The sequence below is a fragment of the Streptomyces sp. NPDC002520 genome (assembly GCF_053595235.1).
The window spans coordinates 1-24,492 of record NZ_JBSFXG010000019.1 but is presented as its reverse complement, the minus strand read 5'-3'; the positions used below and the strand labels follow the sequence as shown (position 1 = coordinate 24,492).

The 24,492-nt window shown below is 69.6% G+C and carries 23 protein-coding genes and 4 pseudogenes; 11 read left to right on the top strand and 16 right to left on the bottom strand.

From position 1 onward, the window contains the following. Nucleotides 1-2: 2 nt before the first annotated feature. Complete coding sequence (locus ACWD5D_RS25195) at nt 3-791, bottom strand: TVP38/TMEM64 family protein (RefSeq protein WP_451375003.1); 789 nt, start codon at nt 789-791, stop codon at nt 3-5. 197 nt (nt 792-988) lie between these two features. After that, nucleotides 989-2,140, bottom strand: a complete 1,152-nt coding sequence (locus tag ACWD5D_RS25190; RefSeq protein WP_451375002.1) for a glutathione-independent formaldehyde dehydrogenase — start codon at nt 2,138-2,140, stop codon at nt 989-991. A gap of 498 nt (nt 2,141-2,638) precedes the next feature. On the opposite strand from ACWD5D_RS25190, the gene tuf reads away from it, so the two are divergent. Then, the gene (tuf, locus tag ACWD5D_RS25185; RefSeq protein WP_451375001.1) at nt 2,639-3,817 is read left to right on the top strand and encodes an elongation factor Tu; all 1,179 of its coding nucleotides are present in this window, start codon (nt 2,639-2,641) and stop codon (nt 3,815-3,817) included. 122 nt (nt 3,818-3,939) lie between these two features. Continuing rightward, nucleotides 3,940-4,785 (top strand): spermidine synthase, encoded by an 846-nt coding sequence (locus ACWD5D_RS25180; protein ID WP_451375000.1) that lies wholly within the window; start codon nt 3,940-3,942, stop codon nt 4,783-4,785. On the opposite strand, the gene ACWD5D_RS25175 is transcribed toward ACWD5D_RS25180, so the two are convergent. The 3 genes from ACWD5D_RS25175 to ACWD5D_RS25165 form a co-directional block, all read right to left on the bottom strand. Next, nucleotides 4,747-6,069: an MFS transporter gene (locus ACWD5D_RS25175; protein WP_451374999.1), complete on the bottom strand. Its 1,323-nt coding sequence runs from the start codon at nt 6,067-6,069 to the stop codon at nt 4,747-4,749. The two genes, ACWD5D_RS25180 and ACWD5D_RS25175, sit on opposite strands and share 39 nt — an antisense overlap. 66 nt (nt 6,070-6,135) lie before the next feature. After that, a complete protein-coding gene (locus ACWD5D_RS25170) occupies nt 6,136-7,146 on the bottom strand; it encodes a hypothetical protein (protein WP_451374998.1) in 1,011 nt (336 codons plus the stop codon). A gap of 67 nt (nt 7,147-7,213) precedes the next feature. Next, nucleotides 7,214-8,167 (bottom strand): hypothetical protein, encoded by a 954-nt coding sequence (locus ACWD5D_RS25165; RefSeq protein WP_451374997.1) that lies wholly within the window; start codon nt 8,165-8,167, stop codon nt 7,214-7,216. An 80-nt stretch (nt 8,168-8,247) separates the two neighbouring features. Between ACWD5D_RS25165 and ACWD5D_RS25160 the strand changes: the two genes are divergently transcribed. Both ACWD5D_RS25160 and ACWD5D_RS25155 read left to right on the top strand, forming a co-directional pair. Next, a complete protein-coding gene (locus ACWD5D_RS25160; protein WP_451374996.1) occupies nt 8,248-8,418 on the top strand; it encodes a DUF4442 domain-containing protein in 171 nt (56 codons plus the stop codon). A 144-nt stretch (nt 8,419-8,562) separates the two neighbouring features. Further along, nucleotides 8,563-9,015 carry a DUF4442 domain-containing protein gene (locus ACWD5D_RS25155; protein WP_451374995.1) on the top strand — a complete coding sequence of 151 codons (453 nt, stop codon included), beginning with the start codon at nt 8,563-8,565 and terminating at the stop codon, nt 9,013-9,015. Between the two features lie 192 nt (nt 9,016-9,207). Here ACWD5D_RS25155 and ACWD5D_RS25150 read toward each other — a convergent pair. From ACWD5D_RS25150 to ACWD5D_RS25140, 3 genes and pseudogenes are all read right to left on the bottom strand, one after another. After that, nucleotides 9,208-9,459: pseudogene (locus ACWD5D_RS25150) on the bottom strand (NF041680 family putative transposase); the annotation flags it as partial. Between the two features lie 53 nt (nt 9,460-9,512). After that, complete coding sequence (locus ACWD5D_RS25145) at nt 9,513-9,866, bottom strand: hypothetical protein (protein ID WP_451374994.1); 354 nt, start codon at nt 9,864-9,866, stop codon at nt 9,513-9,515. Nucleotides 9,867-9,890: 24 nt separating this feature from the next. Then, nucleotides 9,891-10,439, bottom strand: a complete 549-nt coding sequence (locus tag ACWD5D_RS25140) for a TetR/AcrR family transcriptional regulator (protein WP_451374993.1) — start codon at nt 10,437-10,439, stop codon at nt 9,891-9,893. A 124-nt stretch (nt 10,440-10,563) separates the two neighbouring features. Here ACWD5D_RS25140 and ACWD5D_RS25135 point away from each other — a divergent pair, with 124 nt between their 5' ends. Together ACWD5D_RS25135 and ACWD5D_RS25130 are read left to right on the top strand one after the other, a co-directional pair. After that, nucleotides 10,564-11,253, top strand: a complete 690-nt coding sequence (locus ACWD5D_RS25135) for a flavin reductase family protein (protein WP_451374992.1) — start codon at nt 10,564-10,566, stop codon at nt 11,251-11,253. Next, a complete protein-coding gene (locus ACWD5D_RS25130; protein WP_451374991.1) occupies nt 11,250-12,020 on the top strand; it encodes an alpha/beta fold hydrolase in 771 nt (256 codons plus the stop codon). The genes ACWD5D_RS25135 and ACWD5D_RS25130 overlap by 4 nt, the downstream gene beginning before the upstream one ends. A gap of 129 nt (nt 12,021-12,149) precedes the next feature. On the opposite strand, the pseudogene ACWD5D_RS25125 reads toward ACWD5D_RS25130, so the two are convergent. Beyond that, a pseudogene (locus ACWD5D_RS25125) lies at nt 12,150-12,396 on the bottom strand (ABC transporter permease); the annotation flags it as partial. 479 nt (nt 12,397-12,875) lie between these two features. Here ACWD5D_RS25125 and ACWD5D_RS25120 point away from each other — a divergent pair. After that, entirely contained in the window at nt 12,876-13,007 is a 132-nt protein-coding gene (locus tag ACWD5D_RS25120; protein ID WP_451374990.1) for a hypothetical protein, read from the top strand. Between the two features lie 131 nt (nt 13,008-13,138). Here the strand turns inward: ACWD5D_RS25120 and ACWD5D_RS25115 are convergent, their stop codons facing one another. Both ACWD5D_RS25115 and ACWD5D_RS25110 read right to left on the bottom strand, forming a co-directional pair. Next, nucleotides 13,139-14,047 carry a GlxA family transcriptional regulator gene (locus ACWD5D_RS25115; protein ID WP_451374989.1) on the bottom strand — a complete coding sequence of 303 codons (909 nt, stop codon included), beginning with the start codon at nt 14,045-14,047 and terminating at the stop codon, nt 13,139-13,141. A 10-nt stretch (nt 14,048-14,057) separates the two neighbouring features. After that, nucleotides 14,058-14,660 carry a cysteine hydrolase family protein gene (locus tag ACWD5D_RS25110; protein ID WP_451374988.1) on the bottom strand — a complete coding sequence of 201 codons (603 nt, stop codon included), beginning with the start codon at nt 14,658-14,660 and terminating at the stop codon, nt 14,058-14,060. A gap of 435 nt (nt 14,661-15,095) precedes the next feature. On the opposite strand from ACWD5D_RS25110, the pseudogene ACWD5D_RS25105 reads away from it, so the two are divergent. The 3 genes and pseudogenes from ACWD5D_RS25105 to ACWD5D_RS25095 all read left to right on the top strand — a co-directional run. Beyond that, nucleotides 15,096-15,227 (top strand): annotated as a pseudogene (locus ACWD5D_RS25105) (IS5/IS1182 family transposase); the annotation flags it as partial. Nucleotides 15,228-15,503: 276 nt separating this feature from the next. Then, entirely contained in the window at nt 15,504-16,007 is a 504-nt protein-coding gene (locus ACWD5D_RS25100) for a hypothetical protein (protein WP_451375084.1), read from the top strand. A gap of 246 nt (nt 16,008-16,253) precedes the next feature. Next, nucleotides 16,254-16,732: pseudogene (locus tag ACWD5D_RS25095) on the top strand (universal stress protein); the annotation flags it as partial. A 285-nt stretch (nt 16,733-17,017) separates the two neighbouring features. Here ACWD5D_RS25095 and ACWD5D_RS25090 read toward each other — a convergent pair. From ACWD5D_RS25090 to ACWD5D_RS25070, 5 genes are all read right to left on the bottom strand, one after another. Further along, nucleotides 17,018-18,190, bottom strand: a complete 1,173-nt coding sequence (locus ACWD5D_RS25090) for a serine hydrolase domain-containing protein (protein ID WP_451374987.1) — start codon at nt 18,188-18,190, stop codon at nt 17,018-17,020. Beyond that, on the bottom strand, nt 18,187-19,167 hold the full coding sequence (locus ACWD5D_RS25085; protein ID WP_451374986.1) for a glycosyl hydrolase family 32: 981 nt from the start codon (nt 19,165-19,167) through the stop codon (nt 18,187-18,189). The genes ACWD5D_RS25090 and ACWD5D_RS25085 overlap by 4 nt, the downstream gene beginning before the upstream one ends. Nucleotides 19,168-19,238: 71 nt before the next feature. Further along, nucleotides 19,239-20,063 (bottom strand): carbohydrate ABC transporter permease, encoded by an 825-nt coding sequence (locus ACWD5D_RS25080; protein ID WP_451374985.1) that lies wholly within the window; start codon nt 20,061-20,063, stop codon nt 19,239-19,241. Continuing rightward, nucleotides 20,063-21,061: a carbohydrate ABC transporter permease gene (locus ACWD5D_RS25075; protein WP_451374984.1), complete on the bottom strand. Its 999-nt coding sequence runs from the start codon at nt 21,059-21,061 to the stop codon at nt 20,063-20,065. Before ACWD5D_RS25075 ends, ACWD5D_RS25080 begins: the two co-directional genes overlap by 1 nt. Continuing rightward, nucleotides 21,061-22,284, bottom strand: a complete 1,224-nt coding sequence (locus tag ACWD5D_RS25070; protein ID WP_451374983.1) for an ABC transporter substrate-binding protein — start codon at nt 22,282-22,284, stop codon at nt 21,061-21,063. Before ACWD5D_RS25070 ends, ACWD5D_RS25075 begins: the two co-directional genes overlap by 1 nt. Before the next feature lie 398 nt (nt 22,285-22,682). Here ACWD5D_RS25070 and ACWD5D_RS25065 point away from each other — a divergent pair, with 398 nt between their 5' ends. Further along, nucleotides 22,683-23,726 carry a LacI family DNA-binding transcriptional regulator gene (locus ACWD5D_RS25065; RefSeq protein ID WP_451374982.1) on the top strand — a complete coding sequence of 348 codons (1,044 nt, stop codon included), beginning with the start codon at nt 22,683-22,685 and terminating at the stop codon, nt 23,724-23,726. Nucleotides 23,727-24,492: the final 766 nt, after the last annotated feature.

The following is a 24,492-nucleotide window of genomic DNA, read 5'->3' as shown; positions in this document are numbered from 1 at the left end:
GATCAGCGGCTGCCGCGCAGGTGGTGGCGCTTGCGCCAGGCCACCACGGTGCCCGCGAGCGCCGGCAGGGCGATCGCGGCCATCGCGATCAGGAAGGCGGGGGAGGTCGGCGCGGAGGCACGGGCGCCGGCGACCGCGTACGCGGCCGTGTTCGGGATCGAGCCGAGCGCCGTGGCCACCAGGAACGGATACCAGCGCATCCGGGAGACGGCGGCGCAGTAGTTCGCCGCCCAGAACGGCACGCCCGGGAACAGCCGCGCCGCCAGCATCGACCGGAACCCGTGCCGGCTGAGCTGCCCGTCGGCCGCCTTCAGCCACCGGCCGCGCAGCAGCGGGCGCAGCGCGTCCTGCCCGAGGATCCGGCCGAGCCCGAAGGCCACGCCGGCGCCCAGCACCGTACCCGTCAGCGCCGTACCCAGTCCCACCTGGGAGCCGAACAGCGCGCCGGCCGCCAGGTTGAGCAGCGGGCGCGGCACGAACGCGACCGTGCACACTCCGTACGCCGCCGCGAACACCATGGCCGCCGCGGCCCCGCCGAGCTGTGGCGGCCAGCCGTGGGTCAGGAGCCGCTGCGGCTCGAACAGCAGCACGCTCGCACCGCCGCCCGCGAGCAGCGCGAGCAGCAGCGCCAGTCGCGCGTACGGGGACGTCAACGCACGTGTGCAGCGGGCGGCGAGGCCCGCGCGGGACGTGGGCGGGGCGGGCGCGTCAGCCGGTACGGCGACGGCAAGCTCCGTGGCGGCGGCCCGGGGAGAGGCCGTGGCGGTGCCAGAACGGTTGGCATCGAGCATCCGGTGACCCTAACCGACGAACGCGTGTGATCGCCGACAGGTGTGTCTCAGCGGCGTCACAGCCGAGCGGTCTCCCGCTTACGAGCGATCGTCTGCGGACGAAGCGATCTTCTATGGACGGAGCGATCTTCTGTGGACGGAGCGGTCTCCTGCGGACGAAAGGGGTCCGGACGCCGATGCGCGCCCGGACCCGTGTCTCACGCCGCGAGGGCGTGGCCGGGGTGCAGCACCACCTTGGTGTAGCCCTCGATCCGCTTGTCGAACTTCTCGTACGCCAGCGGCGCCTCCTCCAGCGGCATCTCGTGGGAGACCACGAAGCTCGGCCGGGCGCGTCCGGCGATGATCAGGTCGCGCAGCTGGCGGTTGTACCGCTTGACGTTGCACTGACCTGTGCCCATCTGCTGGCCCTTCTCGAACATCCTGCCGATGGAGACCAGGAGCTGGCCGTGTTTGGCGTGCTCGTCGGGGCCGCCGGGGTCGGCGGGCACATACAGGCCGGGTATGCCGAGCAGGCCGGTCGGCCGTACCGTCTCGACCAGTTGGTTGAGGACGATGGCGGGTTCCTCGTGGCTGGCGTCGTGGGCCTGGGCCTGGTAGCCGACGGCGTCCACGCCCTTGTCGGTTCCCTCTCCGTTCGTCTGCTCCTTGATCTGCTCCGCCGGGTCGCCCTTGGTGAAGTCGATCGGGATCGCCCCGATCTCCGCGGCCTTGGCGAGCCGCTCGGGCACCCGGTCGACCGAGAACACCTTCGACGCCCCGCGCAGCAGCGCGGAGTAGGCCGCCATGAGACCCACGGGTCCCGCACCGAAGACGGCCACGCTCTCGCCGGGGGAGACCTGGGCGAGTTCGCATCCGTGGTAGCCGGTCGGGAAGATGTCGGCGAGCAGCACGAAGTCGGACTCGAACTCCGTGCCCGAGGGCAGCTTCAGGCAGTTGAAGTCGGCGAAGGGCACGCGCAGCAGCTCGGCCTGGCCGCCCGTGTAGGGGCCCATCGCCACATAGCCGTAGGCTCCGCCCGCGAAGCCGGGGTTCACCGTCAGGCAGAAACCGGTCTTTTCGGCCAGGCAGTTCTTGCAGAAGCCGCAGGCGACATTGAAGGGCATCACGACCCGGTCACCCACGGACAGGGAGGTCACGCCGCTGCCGACCTCCTCGATGATGCCGAGGTTCTCGTGTCCGAAGACGATGCCCGACTGGGCCGCCGTGCGGCCCTCGTACATGTGTAGGTCCGAGCCGCATATCGCGGACGACGTGACCCGTACGAGCACGTCGTTCGGGTGTTGGATCCCGGGGTCCTGGACTTCCCTCACCACCACGCTGAAGGGCTCTTCGTAGACGACGGCTCTCACCTCTGTCACCTCCGCGTCGAGCGCCGGACAAGGCGGCGGCGAGGGAGGGACGGAGGGTCACTGCCGCAGGACGCCCAGGACACGCGGGCCTCGGACATGTCCGCGGCCCCACATGCGCTCGCTTCACCGCCGGTACTTCCAGGTAACGCCCGTACGGCAGCGCCCGCAACCTCCTCGCGACGCGCCCGCCGTACGGCACGTGCGGCACACGGGGCACAGGGGCACAGGGGCACACGGGAAACGGGGGCGGACGGAAAACCATTCGACGCGGGGCCGCGCGTCGGCGAGGATCTGCGTCATGTTCCGGCACGCCTTCCTCCTCGCAGCATCCGCAGTCGCGGATGCGCCGAAGGCTGCCGTCCTGATTCTCCTGGCCGCTGTCGACGGCGCCCGAAGCTGACCCTCTCCGGATCGTCCGGCGGACCCCGCAGGGGGAGGGTCGGCAAATCCCTGGGGCCCGCATTTCCGCACGAACCGGAGAGACTTCGAGGTACAGCCATGTCCAAGACGGCATACGTACGCACCAAGCCGCATCTGAACATCGGCACGATGGGCCACGTCGACCACGGCAAGACCACCCTGACCGCCGCCATCACCAAGGTCCTGGCCGAGCGCGGCGGCGGCAGCACCACCCGGTACGTTTCGTTCGACCGCATCGACCGCGCCCCGGAGGAGGCCGCCCGCGGCATCACCATCAACATCGCGCACGTCGAGTACGAGACCGACACCCGGCACTACGCCCACGTCGACATGCCCGGCCACGCCGACTACGTCAAGAACATGGTCACCGGTGCCGCGCAGCTCGACGGGGCGATCCTCGTCGTCTCCGCGCTCGACGGCATCATGCCGCAGACCGCCGAACACGTGCTGCTCGCCCGGCAGGTGGGAGTCGACCACATCGTCGTCGCCCTCAACAAGGCCGACGCCGGCGACGAGGAGCTGACCGACCTGGTCGAGCTGGAGGTCCGCGACCTGCTCACCGCGCAGGGGTACCCCGGCGACGCGGTGCCCGTCGTCCGGGTCTCCGGCCTGAAGGCCCTGGAGGGCGACCCGCGCTGGACGGCGTCGATCGAGGCGCTGCTGGACGCGGTGGACACGTACGTGCCCATGCCCGAGCGGTACCTGGACGCGCCGTTCCTGTTGCCCGTGGAGAACGTGCTCACCATCACCGGACGCGGCACCGTCGTCACCGGCGCCGTGGAGCGCGGGACCCTCCGCGTGGGCGACCGGGTCTCGGTGCTCGGCGCCGACGTGGAGAGCGTGGTCACCGGCCTCGAGACCTTCGGCAAGCCGATGCAGGAGGCGCAGGCCGGCGACAACGTGGCCGTGCTGCTGCGGGGCGTGCCGCGGGACGCGGTGCGGCGGGGGCATGTGGTGGCCGCGCCGGGCAGTGTCGTGCCGAGCCGGCGCTTCACGGCGCGGGTGTATGTGCTGTCCGGGCGTGAGGGCGGTCGGACGACACCGTTGTCCACGGGCTACCGGCCGCAGTTCTACATCCGTACGGCCGATGTCGTGGGGGACGTCGACCTCGGGGCGGTGGCGGTCGTGCGGCCCGGGGAGACGGTCGAGATGACGGTCGAGCTGGGACGGGAGGTGCCGCTGGAGCCGGGGCTCGGGTTCGCCATCCGTGAGGGCGGCAGGACGGTGGGCGCGGGGACCATCAGCTCGGTGGGCTGAGGGTTCCGGGGCCGTAGGGGGTGCGGGGGACTGCGGGGCCGTTGTGGCGGGTCGCGCAGTCCCCTGTGCCCCTGGGGAGCTCCCCGCGTCCGGTGTCTTCCCGTACCGGTGACAATGGGTTCGTGAGCGAAGCCATACCCGTCACCCGGACCGTTGATCACGGCACCGCCAAGCTGATGCCCGACGTCGACCGGGAGCGGGCCTGGCTGCTCACCGTCGACGGGGCGCCGCAGTCGTACGTCGATCTGGACGATCCCGCGTACCTGGAGTTCGAGTACGCGCGGCGGCTCGGGTACGCGCTGGACTCCGTGGCCGAGGTGGGCCGGCCGCTGGACGTGCTGCACCTCGGCGGAGGGGCACTGACCCTGCCCCGCTACGTGACCGCTACCCGCCCCGGGTCCCGCCAGGACGTCGTGGAGGCCGACAAGGGGCTGCTGGAGCTGGTCGTCGAGTATCTGCCGTTGCCGAAGGGCGCGGGCGTCGCGCTGCACGCCGCCGATGCCCGCGCCTGGCTCGAGGCGGCGCCGGACGACTCGGCCGACGTGCTGATCGCCGACGTGTTCGGCGGGTCCCGCGTGCCGGCCCACCTCACCTCGCTCGCGTACGCCCGGGAGGCCGAGCGCGTCCTGCGTCCGGACGGCGTCTACCTGGCCAACCTGGCGGATGCGGCGCCGTTCGGCTTCCTCCGGTCCCAACTGGCCAATCTCGCCGCCCTGTTCGAGGAGCTGGCGCTGATCGCCGAACCGGGCGTGCTGCGCGGCCGGCGGTTCGGCAACGCCGTCCTCGTGGCCTCGCACCGCCCGCTCGACACGGCCGCCCTGGCCCGGCGCACCGCGGCCGACGCCTTCCCCGCACGGGTCGAACACGGCCCCGCGCTACGGCAGTTCATCGGTTCGGCCCGCCCGGTCGACGACACGGACGCCGTCCCCTCACCCGAGCCCCCCGACGGGGCGTTCGGCATCGGCTGACGCCGGCCCGGACACGGCGACCGGCGCGGTGCGGCGGGTGAGGGTGCGCACGTCGGGGATGAGGAGCACCAGTGCCGTGACCAGGACGACCAGGGTCGCGCAGCCCCACAGGGCGGCGGTGCGGCCGAAGCCCGCCTCCGCGGGGCCGGCCAGGGCCGTGGCGAGAGGCACGAGCGACACCGAACCGAACCAGTCGTACGCCGAGACACGGGAGAGCCTGTCCTCCGGTATCTCCTGATGCAGCGCGGTCATCCAGGAGACCCCGAACACCTCCACCGTCGTCCCGGCGACGAACATCATCCCGTACAGCACGCCCACCGGCACCGGCACGGCCAGTGCGGCCGAGGGCAGGGCCAGCGGGAAGACGCAGAGGGTGCCGGCGAGGAGCAGGCGGCGGGGTTTCCAGCGGGTCATCAGCAGGGCGCCGCCCACCGTCCCCGCGCCGAACGCGGCCAGCGCCAGGCCCCATGGTCCCGCGCCGCCGAGACTGTCCCGGGCCACGAGCGGGCCGTAGACGGCGTCGGCGGCGGCCACCACCGCGTTGGCGACCGAGAACTGCAGGACGATGCCCCACAGCCAGGGCCGACCGGTGAACTCCCGCCAGCCCTCCCGGAGATCGGCGAGCATGCCCTCACCCGGCGCACGCGGCGGGATGTGGCTGACGTCCAGGAACGAGCGGAGCGCTCCGGAGAGGGCGAAGGCCGCCGCGTCGAAGGCGAGGACCCAGCCGGGGCCGACCGCCGCGACGAGCGCGCCGCCCAGGGCCGCGCCGCCGAGGGCCGCGCCCTGGGTGGCCATGCGGAAGAACGCGAACGCCCGGCCCGCCTGCTCGCCCCGCACCGACGACATCAGCATGCCCTCGGCCGCCGGACCGAAGAACGCCTGCCCGGTGCCGCCGAGCGCGGCGAGCAGCATCATCTGCCACAGCCGGGGCTCGCCGGCCAGCACGAGCAGCGCGAACGCCGCCTGGGAGACGCAGTTGAGGGCGTTGGCGGCGACCATCACCCGGTGCCGGGGCACCCGGTCCGCGACCGCGCCGCCGATGAGCAGGAACACCACCAGCGTCAGCGTGCGGGACGCGGCGACCAGTCCCACGTCCCCGCCGTCCCCGCCGGCCTCCAGGACGGCGAACGCGGCCGCGATCAGCGAGCCGTTGGCACCGAGACTCGCGATGACGGCCGCCGAGGTCAGCAGCGTGTAGTTGCGGCCCGCCCAGGCGGGCCTGCCGGGGCGGGCGGCGGAGGGGCCGGCGGAGGGGTCGGGGGAGTCGGCGGCGGAAGTCACCGGGCGACTATCGCCGCTCGCCGCCCGCTTGCCAATCGAATTCCCGGCCGTCCGCCGCCCCTCGGGTCAGTCCGTCGGTTCGCCGTGCAGCCGGACCGAGCTGAGGATCTTCATGATCGTCGCGTTGTCGAGCTCCTCGCTCACGCCCTTGGAGCCGTAGAGGTCGAACGACACGATGTCGTCGGCAGAGTTCTTGAACGCGAACGAGATGGCCTTGCCGTCGCTCGCGCACTTGCCCTTCTGCGGGGTGCCGCTCGAGCGGGCCCAGGCGTAGGCGCCCTGGACACCCGACTTGGTCGTGTACGGCGTCGCCTTCTTGTCGAAGGTGATGCTCTTCTTGTCGGGCTGCGTGTAGCCGCCGTAGACGTACCAGGGCACACGAGCGACCGCGGCGTCGGCCGGGTTCTTGGCACCGTTCTCGCCGCGGGTGCCGGCGGTGGCCAGGGCGTTGTTGCTGGACTTGCCGTCGTGGTCGGTGTCGTCCGTGCACCACTTCGACTTGTACAGGGCCGGAGAGGCGACGGAGGTGATCAGCTTGTCCTTGTCGGAGTGGTCCTCCATGAAGCGGGAGGTGTCCGCCGACTCGACCTCCCAGTCCGCCGGGACGTCGAAGGCGGTGCCGAAGCGAGGGTTGATGACGACCTTCCAGCCCGCGATCACCGGCTTCTCGCCGTCGCCGCCGCGCGGGTTGTCGTCGCTCGCGGACACCGACGGGTCGGCCGTGGGCGAGTGGCTGGTCGTGCTCCCGCCCTTGCCGTTGTCGGCCTTGTCGTCCTTGGAGCCGCCGTTGCCGAGGATCAGGAATCCGGTCACGCCCGCGGCGACGACGACGGCCGAGGCCGCGACGATGGCGATCACCTTCGTCCGGTTGCCTCCGCCCTGCGGGGGCTGCCCCGGCTGAGGCGTACCGACCGGGGCGGGCGCTCCCCACTGCGGCTGCTGCCCGTACGGGTTCGCCTGCGGATACTGCTGGTACCCCGGCTGCTGATACGGATTCGGCTGCTGGTAACCCGGTTGCTGATACGGGTTGTTCTGCGGGTTCTGCGCGCCCCCGGGCGGCTGTTCTCCTGGCCACATGGCGAGTAACCCTAATGCGCCCCGAGAAACGTTTCGGTCACCACCCCTCGTCAGGGACGTACCGAAATCACGAGTCCGCGGGCTCGGCGTACAGGCGCACCGTGCGCATGATCGCACGGACCGTCGCGTCCTGGACCTCCTCGGAGACCCCCTTGGCGCCGACGAACGACCACGACAGTATGGCGCCGTCGTTGTCCTTGAAGGCGAACGTGGTCGCCTTGCCGTCGGAGTCGCACTTGTGCTTCGTCCCGACCCCGGACGAGCGGGAGGTGGCGACGCTGCCGGTGAGACCGGAGGCGGTGGTGTACGAGGTGACCGGGCCGGTCGTGACCTTGTCGTGGTCCGGCTGCGTGAACCAGCCGTAGACCCAGTTCGCCGAGTCCTCGCGGGCGACCTCGTCGGTGCTCTTGGCGCCCTTGTTCCCGCGCGTGCCCCCGTTCGCCAGCGAGGTGTAGTCGGTCGTGCCGTCCTTGTCCTCGTCCATGGCGCACCACTTCGCCTTCAGGACGGCGGGCGCCTTCATCCCGACCAGCACCTTCTCGTCGGGATCGGAGTCCTCGGTGACGTAGGTGATCCAGGACTTGGAGCGCACCTGCCACTCGGCGGGGACGTCGAAGGCGATGCCGGTGACCGGGTTCGCCACGACCTTCCAGCCGTCGACCGTCGGCTTCGGGGCGCGGTCCGCCGCGCGCGGGTTGTCCGTGACGGAAGGGGTGGTCGTGGTGGAGGAGGAGGCGGTGGGCGAGGAGGTGGCGGGGCCGGGGCGGGCCTCGTCGTCGTTCTTGCCACCCAGCACCAGGATCCCGGTCACGCACGCCGCGACGACCACGGCCGCCGCCGCGACGACCGCCACCACCTTGGTGCGACCGCCGCCCGGCTGCGGTGCCGCAGGCCCGGCCGGGGGCTGCGGCCAAGGGGCGGGCGGCTGTTGACCGGCGTAGGCGCCGGGCCCACCGTGGCCGGGCTGCAGGTACGGATTGTGCTGCTGGCCGCTTCCCGGCGGCTGTTCCCCTGGCCACATGGGCCGCAACGATACAGCGATGATCGCTCTGGTGTGCGGGGCACTGGTCAGGCCTTGCTACCCACGAGTAACATGACGGCATGAGCGCAGACCAGATGTCGATCGGCGAGATGCTCGCCGCCACCGTGCCGATGGCCCGGACCCTGAACCTGGAGTTCGTGGAGACCGCCGCGGACAAGGCCGTGGTGTCCCTGCCGGACCAGGGCGACTACCACAACCACGTGGGCGGGCCGCACGCCGGGGCGGGATGACCGATACCCACACGCCGGTGTTCCGCGTCGAGCTGCCGCTCCCGGCGACGGAGAGGGTGCGTGACCCGAGAGGCTTCTTTCGAGCCGAACGCGGGGCGTAGGCAGGGCTGGCCAGCTCCACTACCCATCAGTAACATCTCGCTCATGACAGTTGACACCGCCTCGATGGGCGAAATGCTGGCCGCCGCGGTCCCGATGGTGCGCACCCTGAACCTGGAGTTCATCGAGGTCACCCCGGAGCGCGCCGTGCTCCGGCTCCCGGACCAGCCGGGCTACCACAATCACGTTGGCGGCCCCCATGCGGGCGCCATGTTCACGTTGGCCGAGTCCGCCAGCGGTGCCATCGTTCTCACAGCCTTTGGCGATCAACTCTCGCGTGCGGTGCCGCTCGCGGTTCGGGCCGAGATCGACTACAAGAAGCTGGCCATGGGCCCGGTAACGGCCACGGCGACGCTGGGCCGCCCGGCGGCCGAGGTCATTGCCGAACTCGACGCGGGCGAGCGACCGGAGTTTCCTGTCGGTATCGCCATTCAGCGCGAGGACGGGGCTGTCACGGGCGAGATGACGGTGGTGTGGACCTTGCGGCTGAACGGCTGAGGGGCCACGGAGGAGCTGACTGGGAACTTCTGTCAGGTCGGGCCGACGCTTCGGTCCCGGACCGTTTCAGCTGCAGGCCGAGTCGCCAGCGTGAACTCCGCTTCTCGGGGCGCTGCAAGCAACGTGATCGCTGCACACATCCTCAGTGCATCCCAGGACCGCGAGGCGGCCGGAGGGCACCTCGCTGCTGTTTCAAGCGGACGTGTTCGGTGAGGTTTCGGCTCGTTTCACGGTCTTCCCGGGCTCGTAGCGTGGGGCTGGCCTGCGATTCTTCGAGCCGGGTGGGCGTCCCGGCCCGGGCCGGGAGGGTTGGGGCACACCGGCGGGACGGGCGGTGTTCACGCGGAGGTGGCGGAACCCGCGGCGGACCCGGGCGGGGGTGAGCCGACGGGGCTCGGCGGGCCGTTCCCAGGGGCGGCGGAGGTCCTCGACAAGGGGTTCACTGGCCGGGACGTTCACCGCGGCCGCCGACCCCGTCGCCGCCGCGCACGGCGGGGTCAGTTGTGCAGGGCGTCTTCAACGAGTGCCACCGTCGCGCGGGGATCGGAAACCTGGATCACGAGGCGGGCGTAGCGCTCGTCGGCCAGTTGGATGACCACCGCCTTCGCCGGGTCGCGGAGGTCCCAGAAGACCCGTTCGCCGTCGACGTGGAAGGTGCCGGCGGTGACGACGCCCGGGACATGGGTGCCCGGGGAACGGAGCCCCTTGGGCTCCTTGACGATTCCGGGGTCAGCCGTGGCGCCGCGCACGTGGGCCAGCGGAATGGTCAGGCGGCTCTTGAGCGCCCAGAGTTTGTCCAGCCCCTCGATCTCCACGATCAGGTTGCCGTCGTCGATGCTGATGTGTGCCATGGTGCTTCCTTTGCTGTGAGAGTGTCAGGGTCGGCCGAGGCGCTGTGCCAGGTCGACGCCGGCTCGGATGATGCCCTCGTCGGTCGTGGCGGACCTGGCCCGTGTGCGCAGCCCGATGAGCAGTGCGGTGGCCGCTGCGGGAGCGGCGCGGGCGTCACCGTTCCCGGCCGCGCGGCCCGCGTCACCGACTGCCCTGTCCAGCACGGTGAACGCCTTGCCGACCAGTCGTGCCACCTCGGCGTCCACCGGTGCCCGCTCGACCGCTGCCAGCAGGACCAGGTCGAGTTCTGTTCCGGTGACCGCGTCGGCCAGGGCCTCCTGCGTCACTTCCGCGTGGCCGCCCGCTTCGGCGACGCGCTCGGCCAGCCCGGTGACCTCGTGGTCCAGGGACCACTTCAGCGCGGCCAGGTAGAGCCCGCGTTTGCTGCCGAACGTCTTGTACAGGCTGTTGCGGTGTACACCGAGGTGTGACACCAGGTCGTCGACGGATGTGCCGTCGTAGGTCCGGGTTGCGAAGAGTTTCGCCGCCGACCGGACTACGTCAGCCTCGTTGAATCCTCTCGGTCGTCCCATGGAATGACCGTACACAGTTTAGGAATGACCAGTCAAGAACGATCGTTCCTTTACTCTGTTCCGGGTCTCACGGGACGGGAACGGTTCGGCGGGTGCCGAAGTTATCCGCCCCTACGCTTCGATCATGAAGATCGTTGAGCCCCTCGTCCGGCCCGGTTCCGGCACCGACCCCTGTGTCTCCATAGCGCCGAGCGTTCTGTACTTCGGCACTCCCGTGGTACTCCTGTCCACCGAGAACCCGGACGCCTCCGTCAACCTCGCGCCGATTTCCTCCGCATGGGCACTGGGACAGGTGATCGTGCTCGGCCTGGGCCCGGACGGCCAGACCGCGCACAACCTCACCGCCCGCCCCGAACTCGTGATCAACATCGCCGCCCCCGGTCAGTGGCAGGCCGTGGAGCGTCTGGCTCCGCTCACCGGCCGCCATCCGGTCCCCCCGACCAAGCACGACGGTTGCCGCTTCGAGAAGGACAAGTTCAGCGCGGCGGGGCTGAGCAGCCGCCCGTCCCATACGGTCCGGCCGCCGAGAGTTGACGGATGCCCACTCCAGCTGGAGGCACGAGCCGAGCACATCCGGCCGGACGCCTCCGGTGAGTTCCTCATCGTCGAGGCCCACGTGCTGAAGGTGCACGCCGACCCCCGAATAGTCGTCCCCGGTACCGATCACATCGACCCGGCCGTGTGGAGCCCGCTCATCTACAGCTTCCGGCACTACTTCGGCCTCGGCCCGGAACTCGGCCACTCCTACCGCTCCGCCACACCACGTCAGCAGATGACCCAAGCACCCGGCATCGACGAAGGCGGACACGCGTGACGGCGCTGTACGTCCGTCACTACGGTGCAGCCGAAGGACCCGCACTGCTCGCGCTGCACGGGATCAGGGGGCACGGCGCTCGCTGGCAGCGCATCGCCGAGACGTCCTTGTACGACTTCTCGGTCATCGCGCCGGACCTGCGCGGCCATGGACGCTCCGACCACGCCCCGCCGTGGAACACCGAAGCCCATGTAGCGGACATGCTCGCCGTGCTGGACGCCCATCACCTCGACCGTGTGGAGCTGCTCGCGCACTCGTACGGCGGGCTGATCGCGCTGCGCCTGGCCCACGCGGCCCCCGAACGCGTCGGCCGGATCGTCCTGCTCGACCCCTCGGTCAGCCTGCCCGCCGGGCGGATGCACGATCAGGCCCGCCGGACGCTGAGCTCCGGCTTCTTCGCGGACCCGGAACAAGCGCGCGCGGAGCGGAGGTCGGCCTGGCCGGCCGCCTCCGCCGCGGCCGTGGAAGAGGAGGTCGCCGAGCACCTCGTACGACGTGGCGATGGGCGGTGGCAGTGGCGTTTCGAGCCCGCAGCCGTCGTGACGGCATGTTCCGAGATGGCGGGACCGGCCGTCACTCCGCCCGCCACCGTGCCCACACTCCTCGTCATCGCCGGGCGATCCGGCTTCGTCTCCGCGGAGTACGTCCGGGCGTGCCGGGCGACACTGGGCGAGCGCCTGACGGTGGCGGAACTCGATGCGGGCCACATGCTGTATCTCGAACGCCCCGAGGAGACCGGCGAGCTGATCCGCCGCTTCCTGACGTAGCCGCGAGCGCCGCACGGTGGTCGCGGAGGTCTTCAAGGAGCGCTGCCGCAAGCCAGTGAAGGCCAGTGCCTTCGCCCAGGCCCGGCGGCTGGTGAAGGAGTACGGTCCATGAATGCGGGTGGCCGTCTGCTACTCGGTGCGCAGTCCGTCCAGCCGCAGCAGCGGAGGCAGGCTGAGCAGCGTCACCAGCAGTACGACGCCCGCGCCGATGCAGGCCATGCTCAGTACGCTCACCCCCGTTCACCGTGGCGTCGGCCATCTTCAGCAGGAACGCACCCAGGGCCACCCCCACCGCCGACGCCAGCAGCAGGCCCAGAGCGACCGGGATCGCCGTCTGCCACAGCACCGACAGGCTCAGCGTGCGCCGCCGGGTCCCGATGGTCGCGCTGCCCGCCTGTCTGACAGCGGTTGTCGGCCGCCAAGGTGGCCGCTCACTGGTCTGTCGCGGTCAACCTGCCGGCCAGGAGCCTGGCGGGTGCCTGGGGTTAAGCGTCCTGGGCGGTGCGGATGCGCGGCTCTACTCTCTACAGGGTGCTGGCTGGGCTGATGGTGCTCATGGCCACGGCCCTGCTGGTCACGCACATCACTGCCCTAAAACACTCGCGCCGCCGCTGTCGGCGCAGCTGCCCACCGGGGACGTAGCCGGGTTCGGCATCGGGGTGGTCGCGGCGATCAAGGGCGTGGCCGGGGGGAGCTGCTTGATCCCGACGATCGTGCTGCTGTTCAGCGTGGCATCAAGACGGCGGGAAACCTGTCCGTGCTGGTGTCGCTACCGACCATGTTGCTGGCCGTTGCCCGCTACAACCGTGACGGCAGCTTCGAGGTGCCGCGCGCCACCACCGCTCCACCCTGGTGATGGCCAGCGGCTCGATCGTCGGCGTGATGCTGGGCGGGCTGCTCCTCGGTGTGTTCTCTGACCTGGTGCTTATCCCTGTCCTGGCCGTGATCCCGCTCATCCCCGCGGTCAACCTCGCCCGTCACGACTGAGTTCGCGGAGCCGACTCGGCCTCATCACCCGTAGGAAGGCTGGCCCAGGAAAGACGCGCTGGCCAGCGAATCAGTCCAGGAAAAGCGCGCCGCTGGCCCGCACCGACACGGGTCGGCTCTGCTGGCCGTCGTCAGGCCGCGCGGGCGCGCAGGCGGCGCAGCATGCGCGCGTCCTCGAAGCCGACCGAGCGGGCGGCGGCGTCGACCGTGGCGCCGTGGCTGATGAGGTGCTCGGCGCGTTCCAGGCGCAGGGTCTGCTGGTAGCGCAGCGGGGTGAGGCCGGTGGCGCGGTTGAAGAGCCGGGTGAGGGTGCGTTCGCTGACGCCGACGGCCGAGGCCAGGCTGGGCAGCGGTAGCTGTTGGTCGAAGCGGGTGTCGATGAGGTCCTGGACGCGGTGCACGGTGTCGTCGAGGTGGGACCGGTGCCGGAACATCGCGCTGGACTGCGGCTCGTGGCCGTTGCGGCGGGCGTAGACGACCATGTCCCGGGCGACCTGGGCGGCGACGGCAGGCCCGTGCCGGCCGGCGACGAGGTGCAAGGCCAGGTCGATGCCGCTGGCGATGCCGGCCGAGGTGATCACCCGGTCGTCGGCAGTGAACAGAACGTCGCGGACGACGACCGCTCCGGGGTGGCGCAGGGCAAGCTCGTCCTGCACGTCGTGGTGGGTGGTGCAGCGGCGGCCCTTGAGCAGGCCGGCCCGCCCGAGTGCCTCCGCGCCGGCGCAGACGCTGGCCACCGTCCCGCCCCTGGTGTGGTGGTCCCGCAGGACCTTCAGGGAGGCGTCGCCAATGTCAGGCGAGTCGGCAAGGGTGACGGCCCGCCAGCCGGGGACCACGATCAGGTCCTCGGGCCCGAGTTCGGGCCAGTCGGGCCCGGCCACCAGAGGCAGCCCTTGGGCGGTGGGGACCTGCTGCCGCTCGGCGACATAGGTGAGGGTGTAGGGGTGCCCGAAGTCGGCTGCGGTGGAGAAGACCTGCGCGGGGCCGGCCAGGTCCAGCAGGTGGACTCCGGGCACCAGGAAGAAGACGACGTGGCTCACTATTCGGTCATCATGCCCGAAGATCCGCCGCGGCCTCCACCTCGTCGACCGTCGCGATGGTGGCGAAGCGGCCGGCGAGGGCGTATTCGGTGCGCCGGACGACCTCGTCGGCGGGCAGGGTACGGGGGTCGGCGAGTAGTTCGGCGACGCTCTGGTCGGCGGGGGCGTCGCGGTGCGGGATCGGGTTGGTGGCGGTCGCGTCGACGACGAAGGTGACCACGTAGCCGAGGTCGCTCGCGACGCGTGCGGTGGTCTCCACGCACTGCTCGGTGCGGATACCACAAAGGGTGAGTTCACGGACCCCGTGCTCGGTGAGGAGTTGCTGCAGGTTGGTGGTGGTGAAGGCGTTGTGCGAGGTCTTGTGGATCAGCAGCTCGCCGTCCTCCCGCCGCTCCAGCTCCTCCAGCAGCCGGACGTGGCCGAGGGCCGGGTCGAAGGCACCGCCGCTCCCGGGCTCGGAGTGCAGTACCCACACCACCAGGTCCCCGGCCCGGCGGGCCAGCCGGACCAGTCGGTTCACCTTGTCGGCGATCTTCGGGTCGGAGATCGCTTCCCACAGCGGACGGGCGCGGAAGGACTCCTGGACATCGATGACGATCAGTGCTCGGGTCATGTCCCAAGCCTCAGCCGTGCGGACGGGGCGGCGACAGGCCGCATCGGGTCCCGAAGCGGACCGATCCGGTCAGCCGATACCTGCGGTCGCCTCGCTCGACAGAGGAACTCGGCCATCAGACGGCGGCCCAGTCCCCGGCCCTCGGTCTCCTGCGCCTTCGCACCACCGACCTCGACCTCGCACAACGCGTCGTCCACCTCGACACCGAGCCCCATCCCCTCGACACCCCCAGGCTCGACACCCGCGAGATTCTGAAGAAACGGATCGACGGCCGGAGTTTCACCCTGGACAGCCCCGAGCAGGACGAGAAGGTCCGGCACTCGTGCAAGGACAGGATCGAGCCGTGCATGGCCGCGGCTGACACCCTAAGAACTCCTAACGTAATGACGCTTCTTGCCTTGACATGTTGGCGTCTGATGGAGCGTTAGTCTTCATGTGAGAAAGGGTGAGCAGCTTCCGTGGATCGTGTCCGATGAGCTGTGGGCGCGGATCGAGCCGTTGCTGCCGCGCCGTCCGGATCATCCAGGGCGCAAGCGTCTAGACGACCGGAAAGTGCTGTCGGGCATCCATGCCGCGTACGGGGGTGGCATGCGACGAGGACGCTTTCACGACCGCCGCGCTCGAACACCTGCAGTGGACATCGCCCCGGGGATTGCGGAAGTTCTTCGGCACGCGATAGCCGGGCGAGGAAGGGTCCACCGCGTCGGCCCTGATCGTCGCCGTGGCGGGTGGCCCGATTGCCGGCGCGCACCATCGGCTGCTGCTGTTCAGACACGTCGGCCTGGTGCCCGTAGATTTGCTCCGTTGACCAAGCGAGGGGGAGGCAATCCCATGGCGAGAACGATGACAGAGAAGGTCGAACTCAGGCTCACGGACGCGAAGTTGCCTGGTGAGCGGGTGCTCTACGGGGTACTGGCCTTCCGGGTCGGCGGGGTCCGCACGACGATGATCGGCGGCGCGGCCGGTCTCGCCGGGTCGGCCGGTGCGGCCACGATGGCCGTGATCACCTCGCGCGGACGGGCGGCGGCGCCGGATGTGCCGCTCCGGCTGCCCGGCCGGGTCATCATCGCGTTGACCGACCAGCGGCTGCTCGTTTTCTCGGTCGGTGGGGTCATGGTGGGCAAACCCGGCAAAATGCTGCATTCCTTCGCGCTCGATCAAGTCGCCTGGGTCGGTGAGCCGGAACTGATCCCCGGCGCTGCGCAGGCGCTTCGCGTGCAGATCGGCATGGCCGGGGTGGGCGTTTTGGCCTTCGAGCACCCGAGGCTGCAAGTGACCGAGGGGCGCAACATGATCAAGCGCCTGGTCCGGGAGCTGCCGCAGTCGCCGGCGGCTGAGAACTCCTAACAAAGTGCGAGGTTCCTCAGTCGTCGCCAGCAGATGATGCTGCAGGCCAGGCTGAGGAACGCTTCGTGGGTGTCGTCGCGTATCTCCCAGTGGATGGGTAATCGGCGGAACCAGTGCAGCATCTTTGGAGCCTGCTCGGGCACGGTCGACCGGGCTCGGTCCGGTTTTGGGCCGCCCTTCATGGCCCGCACGTGAGAGCCGTCGAGCACCGCCCTCGACCGGTCCAGGGCGCCGGCGGCGTGCAGCGCCTGCGTCGACGCCGCCCGCACCCACACGCCTGCCAACGCTGACCTGGTGCTGCTGCACGTCACCGGCCACGAGGTGCCGGGCGCCGCGCACGGCGCCTACGCCGGGCTGCTGGGCCGCGCACGCCCCGACCGCGCCCCGGCACCGCCGTGGAACACCTGGCCGCCGCCTTTGCCGAACAGCTCCTGGCCAGTGCGGCCGAGCAGCTGGGACGCCCGTGCACCCGGCAAGAACGCTCGGGCAGCGTCGAACGAGAAGTCGTGGCCGCCGCAGAAGGCGCCGACCTTCTCATCCTCGCCCGCGACGGCGACCGCACCCACCTCGAACCCCGCAGCCTCGGTCCCACCAGCCGCTTCATCGTCGACCACGCCCCCTGCCCCGTCCTACTGGTCTGGCCGGAGACCGCACCCAGCACGACCACCATCCCGCCACCGCCACCACACCCGCCGCAGTCTCCAGGCCGCCGCCCCGGTCGCTGAAAGACACGGCGCGGAGCGCTGCGGATGCCGTACGGCTACGTCATCCCCGATGACTGGGCCCGGCCGGACTTCCGCTCGGGACATGGCCCGCGGAGCAGCGGAGGTTCCACAAGGCGAGGCATCTCGATCCGGGGCGGGTGAAGCAGCTGGACGGGTTGGGGATGGTGTGGTCGCACCACGTTTCCCGTGCCGCACAACTGCGCGCTGGCAACGCACCCCGGGCAATTGCCCCATCTCGACGAAACCGCAACACCCCTGGGCCGGACCCCAGCCTCCACCCCAGCGTTACTTGCGGAGGATGCGGCGGAGTTCGTCCACGATCGCGGTGGCGCGGTGGTCCGGTCCCGCTTCCATGAGGTTGGTCAGGAAGGCGAATCCGACCTGGTGTGTCGCGTCGGCAAAGGCGACCTGCCCGCCGGCGCCGTCGTGTCCGAAGGAGGCGGGCCCGAGGAATTCGCGGGCGAGGGAGGGGAGCTGGAATCCCATGCCCCACCGCGGGAAAGGGGGTTGTCCGCCGAATATCGGGGGGCCTTCGGTCTGCGGTCGCGTGGCGTCAGTGACCGTGCCGGCATCCAGCAGCCGCACTCCGTCGGTCTCCACCACGGTGGATGACCAGATCGAGGCCAGCGCCCGGGCGGATGCGATGCCGCCCGCTCCCGGCAGCTCCGCCGCTTGGACACGGGGGTCGTTGAAACCGCCGGTGGCGTCGACGAGTTCCGGCGGGAACGCGTTTCCGAGGGTCATGGCCCGCTCGGTCCAGTCGATCTCGCCGGCAACGCGCGCCGCTGCCTGTTGAGCAACGAGCGCGGTGAGGCTCGTTCCGGCCCGCAGATGGGCGACCTTGTGCCGCGCCCCGCGGGGGATGCCGATCCACGCGTCGGCCTGCAGCGGTGCGGCGATGAGCTCGTCGAAGTACTGGCCGACCGTTTTGCCGGTGATCCGGCGGATGACCTCACCGGCGAGCCAGCCGTGGGTGAGGGCGTGATACGCGTGCCCCTGGCCGGTGGTCCACAGTGGTTGCTGGGCTGCCAGGCGATCCGTGACGACATCCCAGTCGATGACGTCCTCGACGTTCAGGAGATCGCGTGGTGCCGAGAGCCCGGCCCGGTGGGCGAGAAGATCGGCGACCGTGATCTTTTCTTTCCCTTCGGTGGCGAACTCGGGCCAGTAGGTCGCGACGGGAGTCTGGTAGTCGAGAAGGCCGTCCTGCACGAGACGCGCCGCGAGGATGGAGACAAGGCCCTTGGTGCAGGAGAAGATGACGCTGGTGGTGTCCTTCGTCCAGGGCGAGCGGTCGCGCGGGTCGGCAATCCCGCCCCACAGGTCAACGACTGTCTCGCCGGCCACCCGGACACAAAGTGCCGCGCCCATGGCGTCATGGCCGGTGAAAGCGGTGGAGAAGGCTTCCGCGAGGGGCGCGAAGCCTGGGGCGGTGCTGCCCTCGATGCGGGTGCTCATTCCGGGGTGCCTTTGCTCTGGAGGGCCAAGGGGGCGATGCCGTGCCGCTCCGGTGACCAGCTCACGTGGATGGGGTCGGATATCGAGCCGGCGAACCTGTCGTCGACAGTGGAGTTGTCGAAGGCGAGCATCACGGTTCTGCCGGTTCGGTCTTCGATGAGGCGCCCGCTGTAGAGGGATTCCTCGACGACCAACGTGGCGTCCTCCACCGGGTACGGGCCCAGGACCGCAGCGGCTGGAACGCTCCAGACACCTCCGACCTGGCCGGCTTTGCGCCGTGCGGCGGACAGTCGTGGAGTGTCGCAGGACAACAGCAGTACGGACTCGCCGTCGACGGTCATGATCTGGGGGACCTCCAGGTGGGCGAAGCCGGCGCCCACGCGGCTGAGCGGTGGCCGGACGGTCCATGCCTGAAGATCCGGTGATGTCGCGTGCCCGATCACGCCCCGGTCGTCGTCAGCACCGTGGTTGGCCCGGGCCGTGATGAGCATGTGCCAGCCGTGACCGGCCGGGTCCGGGAAGACCCAGGGATCGCGCCATGCCTCCTCCGGCCAGCTGGAGTCTCCCAGCCTCTCGTACCAGCGCCCGTCCGCCTCGATGAGCGGCCCGGGCTGTTTCGTCCAGGTGTGCAGGTCCGGGGAGGTGGCCACGCCGATGGTTTCGACGTTGCCCCCGGCGTCGAGGAAGCGGGCTCCGGTGTAGAACATCCGCCAGACGCCGTCGGGTCCGCGGAGCACGCTGCCCGTCCACGTGGCGGTCTCGTCGAAAGTGCCGGGTTGTCCGGGGCCGAAGACCCGTCCGTGGTCCTGCCAGTCGACCAGGTCGACGGAGGTGGCGTGCCCGATCCGGGCGTTGCGGTGGCGCAGCTCCGGGTCGCCCAGGTTCTTGGGTGCGTGGAGGTAGAACAGGTGGAAGGTGTCGCCGTCATCGGCGAACCAGAAGTCCCACACCCAGGCGTGGTCGAGGCGAAATGCCATGCATTGTCCTTGTGGCTGCGGCTGTCGTCGTGAGCAGGCCGGATCGATGGGAGGGATGGAGGAGGTGCGCTTCAGCCTTTGACCGCGCCCTGGAGAAGCGCCTTGATGAACTGGCGCTGGAAGATGACGTAGATCACGATCGTCGGCAGCATGATGATCAGCGCGCCCGCGAACAGCAGGGGGAGCTGGTTGAGGTACTGCCCCTGGAACGCTCCCAGGGCTCCGGCCATGGTGCGTTTGTCGGGATCGTCGACCAGGACCAGAGGGAGGAGGAACTGGTTCCAGGTCCACAGGAACAGCAGGATGGCCAGGGCGGAGAGGGCGGGCATGGCCAGTGGAATCTGGATGCGGCGGATCTCCTGGAAGGTGCTCGCCCCGTCGATCCGGGCCGCTTCGGAGAGTTCGGTGGGGACGCCGACGAAGTGCGCACGCATCCAGACGACGCTGAAGGGCATGTAGAGCCCGATCAGCGGAAGGATGATCGCCCACTGGGTGTTGAGCAGTCCCATGGCGCTGATCTCGTAGTAGATCGGGATGATGATCGCTTCGAAGGGAATGGTCAGCCCCAGCAGGAGCAGGACGAACACGAATCTCCCGCCGGGAATGCGCAGGTTGCCCAGGGCGTAGCCGGCCAGCGTCGACAGGAGCAGGCTGAGCGGCACGACGCCGAGGATGATCAGGGTGCTGGAGCCGAGGAGTTCCCAGACATGCGCGGTCTGGAAGGCGACGACGAAGTTGCCCCACTGGGGATCGCTGGGCCAGGAGAATCCGTCAGGGATGCGATCCGCGGGCTGCAGGGCTCCGGAGAGCATCCCGGCGAGCGGCAGCAGAGTGAGGATCAGTACGAGGACGAGGACGATGCGTCCGATGACCGCTTCCGTCTTGTTGACGACCATCAGTCGCGTTCCCTTCCCAGCAGTTGGATCGGCAGCACCGCCAGGAGGACGAGTGCGAGGAGGATGATGCCGAAGGCGGACGCCAGGCCGACTTCGCTCTGGGTGAAGGCGAGGCGGAAGATCGAGATGCCGGGGACGAGCGTGCTGGTTCCCGGACCGCCCTTGGTGGTGGTGTAGATGATGTCGAAGCTGCTCAGCGCGGCGATGACAGTGATGGTGACCAGCACCACGATCTCCTGCCGCAGCCCGGGAAGGGTGACCGTCGCGAATTCTCGCCACCAGCCCGCCCCGTCGAGCCGTGCCGCCTCGTAGAGGGAGGTGGCGATCTTTCCGATGCCGGTGAGCAGCAGGATGGTGCACAGGCCGGTCAGTACCCAGGAGCCGATGAGGCCGACGGCGGGCAGAGCGGTCCCGAAGCCCGCCAGCCAGGACCGTGAGAGGAAGCCCAGGCCGACGGAGTCGAGAATGGTGTTGATCGTGCCGGTCTGCGCGTACATCCACGACCAGGCGATACCTGCGGCCACCAGCGGGATGATCTGCGGAAGGAACAGCACCGTGCGGGCGACCGTGGCGAAGGGACCGGGCCGCATCGTGCGGATCAGGGTCGCCAGGGCCAGGCCGCTGGCAACCGGGATCACCGTGAAGAAGACGATGAGGACCAGCGCGTTGACGATCGAGATCAACAGCTCCGGATCGGTGAAGACCCGGACGTAGTTGTCGACGCCGACCCAGGTCGACGCGCCGATGCCGTTCCAGCGGTAGAACGAGTACTGCACGGCGGTGATCAACGGGTAGACCACGAAGGCGCAGAAGAACGCCAGTGCCGGCAGGACGAAGAGCCAGCCGATGACGCTCCGGTGGCGGGCCGCCCTTCGTACGGAGGGCCGGCCGGCCTGACCGGAGGACCTTCCGACGCCCGCAGCATGAGCGCCCATGTCGGGTTGCCGCAGTGCCGCGGTCGGCTTCGGGTCCTCATGCTTACAGACATCGTTGACCATCAGCCCGCCAACTCCTTGGCGTAGTACTCCTGGATCGCCGCCACGAAAGCCTTGGGTTCCATGCGCCGGGTCAGCAACTTCTGCTCGTCCGGCTGGAAGGCGCCCGCGTAGATGCCCGCCGTGGTGTTGGCCATGAAGTCGACGAACCCGTCATCGGATCCGACCTTCGCCGACGCCGTGAGGGCCTGCGCGATCAGCGAACCGTCCTTCACCTTGGGCAGCTTCTGCGAGGGATCTCCACCCGGGGAGGCGCCCGTGACGTCGACCACGATCTGACGGGCCTTGGGGTCGGTGTGGATCCAGTCCAGGAAGAACGCCGCCGCGTCGGCATGCTTCGCTTTGGCCGGGATGGCGAAGGAGTTCGCAGCGCCCATCGCCACGTGCGCACCACCGGCGGTAGCCGGAGGCACCAGGACGAACCGGGCCGCGCCTTCCCCCATCGCCTTGTCGGTCTTCGCGGCGTCCCAGTTTCCGTCGAACATCAACAGACCCTTGCCCGCCTGGAAGTTGGACACCATCGTCGTGTAGTTGATCGCGTTCACGTCGGAGGGGAAGTACCCTGCGTCGGCCCACTTCTTGAAGGTCGTGGCGCCCTTGAGGCTGGCCTCGGTATCGAAGGTGGCACCGGGCTTGTTGAACATCCAGTTCACCAGGTCCGCCTTGTCCCCGTACTGGTTGATCAGCGACTGGAGCGCGAACGTTCCCACGCCGTCCTGCATTCCGATCTGCACGGGAAGGATCTTGGCCGCCTTGGCCTTGGCCATCCACTGCTCCAGCTCCGCGAGGGTCGACGGCGCACCGGAGAGCCCCAGCTGCTTGGCGTACTTCTGGTTCACGTAGATGCCCGTGACGCTGTATCCCAGGCCCATCTGGTACAGAGAGCCCTCGCCCCTGACTCCCTCGGCGCTCATCCGGGACGCGGCCAGCTGGCCGGCGGAGAACTTGTCCCACCCGTAGCCCTTGAAGTACGGGTCGAGGTTGGTCAGGAGCCCGTCCTTGACGGTGTCCCCCATGGTGGGAAGCCGGATGAGGTCGGGCGCGTCGGCGCTGGCCAGGAGGCGTGGCGCGTTGGCGGTGAGGTTGGCGAAGCTGTCCCGGACGACCTTGAAGGTGACGTTCGGGTGCTGCTTGGTGAATTCGTCGGCCAGGTTGTCGGTGACGGGGAAGCCCGCTTCGTCCTGGATCTTGATCGTGATCTTGTCGGAGGGGAGCTTCAGGCTCACCTTGCCCGATGCGGTCGGGCTCGCTTCCGGGGATCCCGGCGCACACCCGGCCAGGACAAACCCGCTGACGGCGACCGCGGCCGCGACAGCCCGCCTCCGGCTCATGAGTGATACGGCTCTGCGTCCCTCACCGGGGCGGATCGACTTGTGTGCCATGTACAAGACTCCGTGGTCTGAGCGTGCTTCGTGGAAGATGCCTCTGCGCACCACAAGCGGGTGCCGCCACTGGTCGGGGTTCGACACCCCCGCCAAACGGGCTAAACTGTCTGCTAAAAGCATTTAGCGCTGCTCATATTGGGATGCCGGATGCCCCCTGTCAAGGAGTCAGAGGTCAGGACGTTGTGATTGTCTTGGGACCGGCACGCACGCCGTCCCGTCGCCCCGCACGAGAGGAAGTCATGCCGCCCAAGCGCGTCACGCTCGCCGATGTCGCCCGCCGTGCCGGGCTGTCCCCGACCGCCGCGTCGATGATCCTCAACGGCAGGCCCGACTCCCGGCTCTCCGCCGACGCGCATGCCCGGGTCCACGAGGCGGCCGCCGAACTCGGATACCGGCCGAACGTCGCGGCGCGCAGCCTGCGAACCGACAAGAGCCTCACCATCGGGTTCATCTCCGACGTCGTCGCCACCACCCGCTTCGCGAGCGGCCTGATCCGAGGAGCACTGGACGCCGCGCAGCGGGCGGGGCATGTCATGCTCGTGCTGGAGACCGGAGGCGACCCAGCACGTGAGTCGGAGGCGATTGGCGCTGTACTTGACCGTCAGGTGGACGGAATCATCTTCGCTGTCATGCGCGCCCGGGAACTGTTCGTGCCCGAGATCCCGTCGACCACTCGCGTCGTCATGCTCAACGCCACGAACAAGAGGCACCCCGTCTCCGTGCTTCCCGACGAACACGCCGGAGGTGCCTCAGCAGTCAGACTTCTCGCTGCCGCCGGCCACCGTGAAGGAATTGCCCTCATCGGGCACAACGCGGAGGCCGAGAAGGGGCTCTTCCGGTCCACCACCGTCGAGCAGCGGATTTCCGGCATCCGCGCGGAGATGGCCAGACAAGGGCTGCAGTTCGCCACCGAGGAGTCGTGCTGGGACTGGGAGCCCCACCACGGCTACGACGTCACCCACGCGCTCCTCGAACGCCGGAACGACATCCGAGCCCTGCTGTGCATGAACGACCGCCTCGCGTTCGGCGCGTACCAGGCCCTGGCCGATCACGGTCTGACCGTCCCGAAAGATATCTCCGTGGTCTCGTTCGACAACGACGAACTCGCCTCCTACCTCCGGCCCGGCCTCACAACTGTCGGACTGCCACACGAGGCCATGGGCCGTGCCTCCGTCGAAATCCTCCTCTCCCCCGGCGCACCGTCCGGCAGCCGCCTGATTCCCATGCCGGTGATCGAGCGGTCATCGGTCCGGGCCCATCCGCTCGATCATGCGACTGCCTGAGAGCCAGCTCGTTCGAGTGCCGGCTGCGAGTCTCTCCCGGTGGCCCCTTGGCCATCGGCGCTACGGATCAGGTGCGGCGGAGCAGTGAACCGGCCGCTGCCGAAGTGCCGGGCAGTGGCGGCCGGTCAGCCGCCCCGCGAGCGGGTGCTTGTACAGCGCACGGTCTGGGGAGGCGCTGCGCACCGGCCTGCAGCGCCCGCCACACCACCCTGTAGTACGACAACGCCGGAAACCTCACCCAGGCCACCGACTCCCGCAACAAGACCATCAGCTTCACCTACGACGCCCAGCACACTCGGCACCAGCTGCACCTTCCGCCACACCTACACCACGACCACCGGTCTGCCGTTCCGCGACATCTACCCCGCGGGCCGACGGCCTGCCCTCCGAGACCGTCACCCACGCCTACTCCGGCGCTCTCGATCTGCCCTACAGACTGGGCAGCACCTCCGGCTACGCCCAGACCACGGCCTACGACGCCTTCGACCGGGTCCAGCAGGAGACCATCGGCACGGGCTCCAACGAAGCCTGGATCACCAACACCTATGACCCGCACAACAGCAGGCTCACTGATCAGCTGGTGACGCGCACGCGGCCGGGTCACCGCCGGCCCCTTCACCCGGGAGGCGAGGACCCCGCAGGACGGGCAGGCCCGCGCCGCCTCGTCTGCGGTGATCAGGTGCACCCGACGCGTCCCGTCGGGCAGTGACTCGATCCTCGCGACGGACACCCCGTCGAGACCGAGCAGCAACGTCGTATCGTTGAC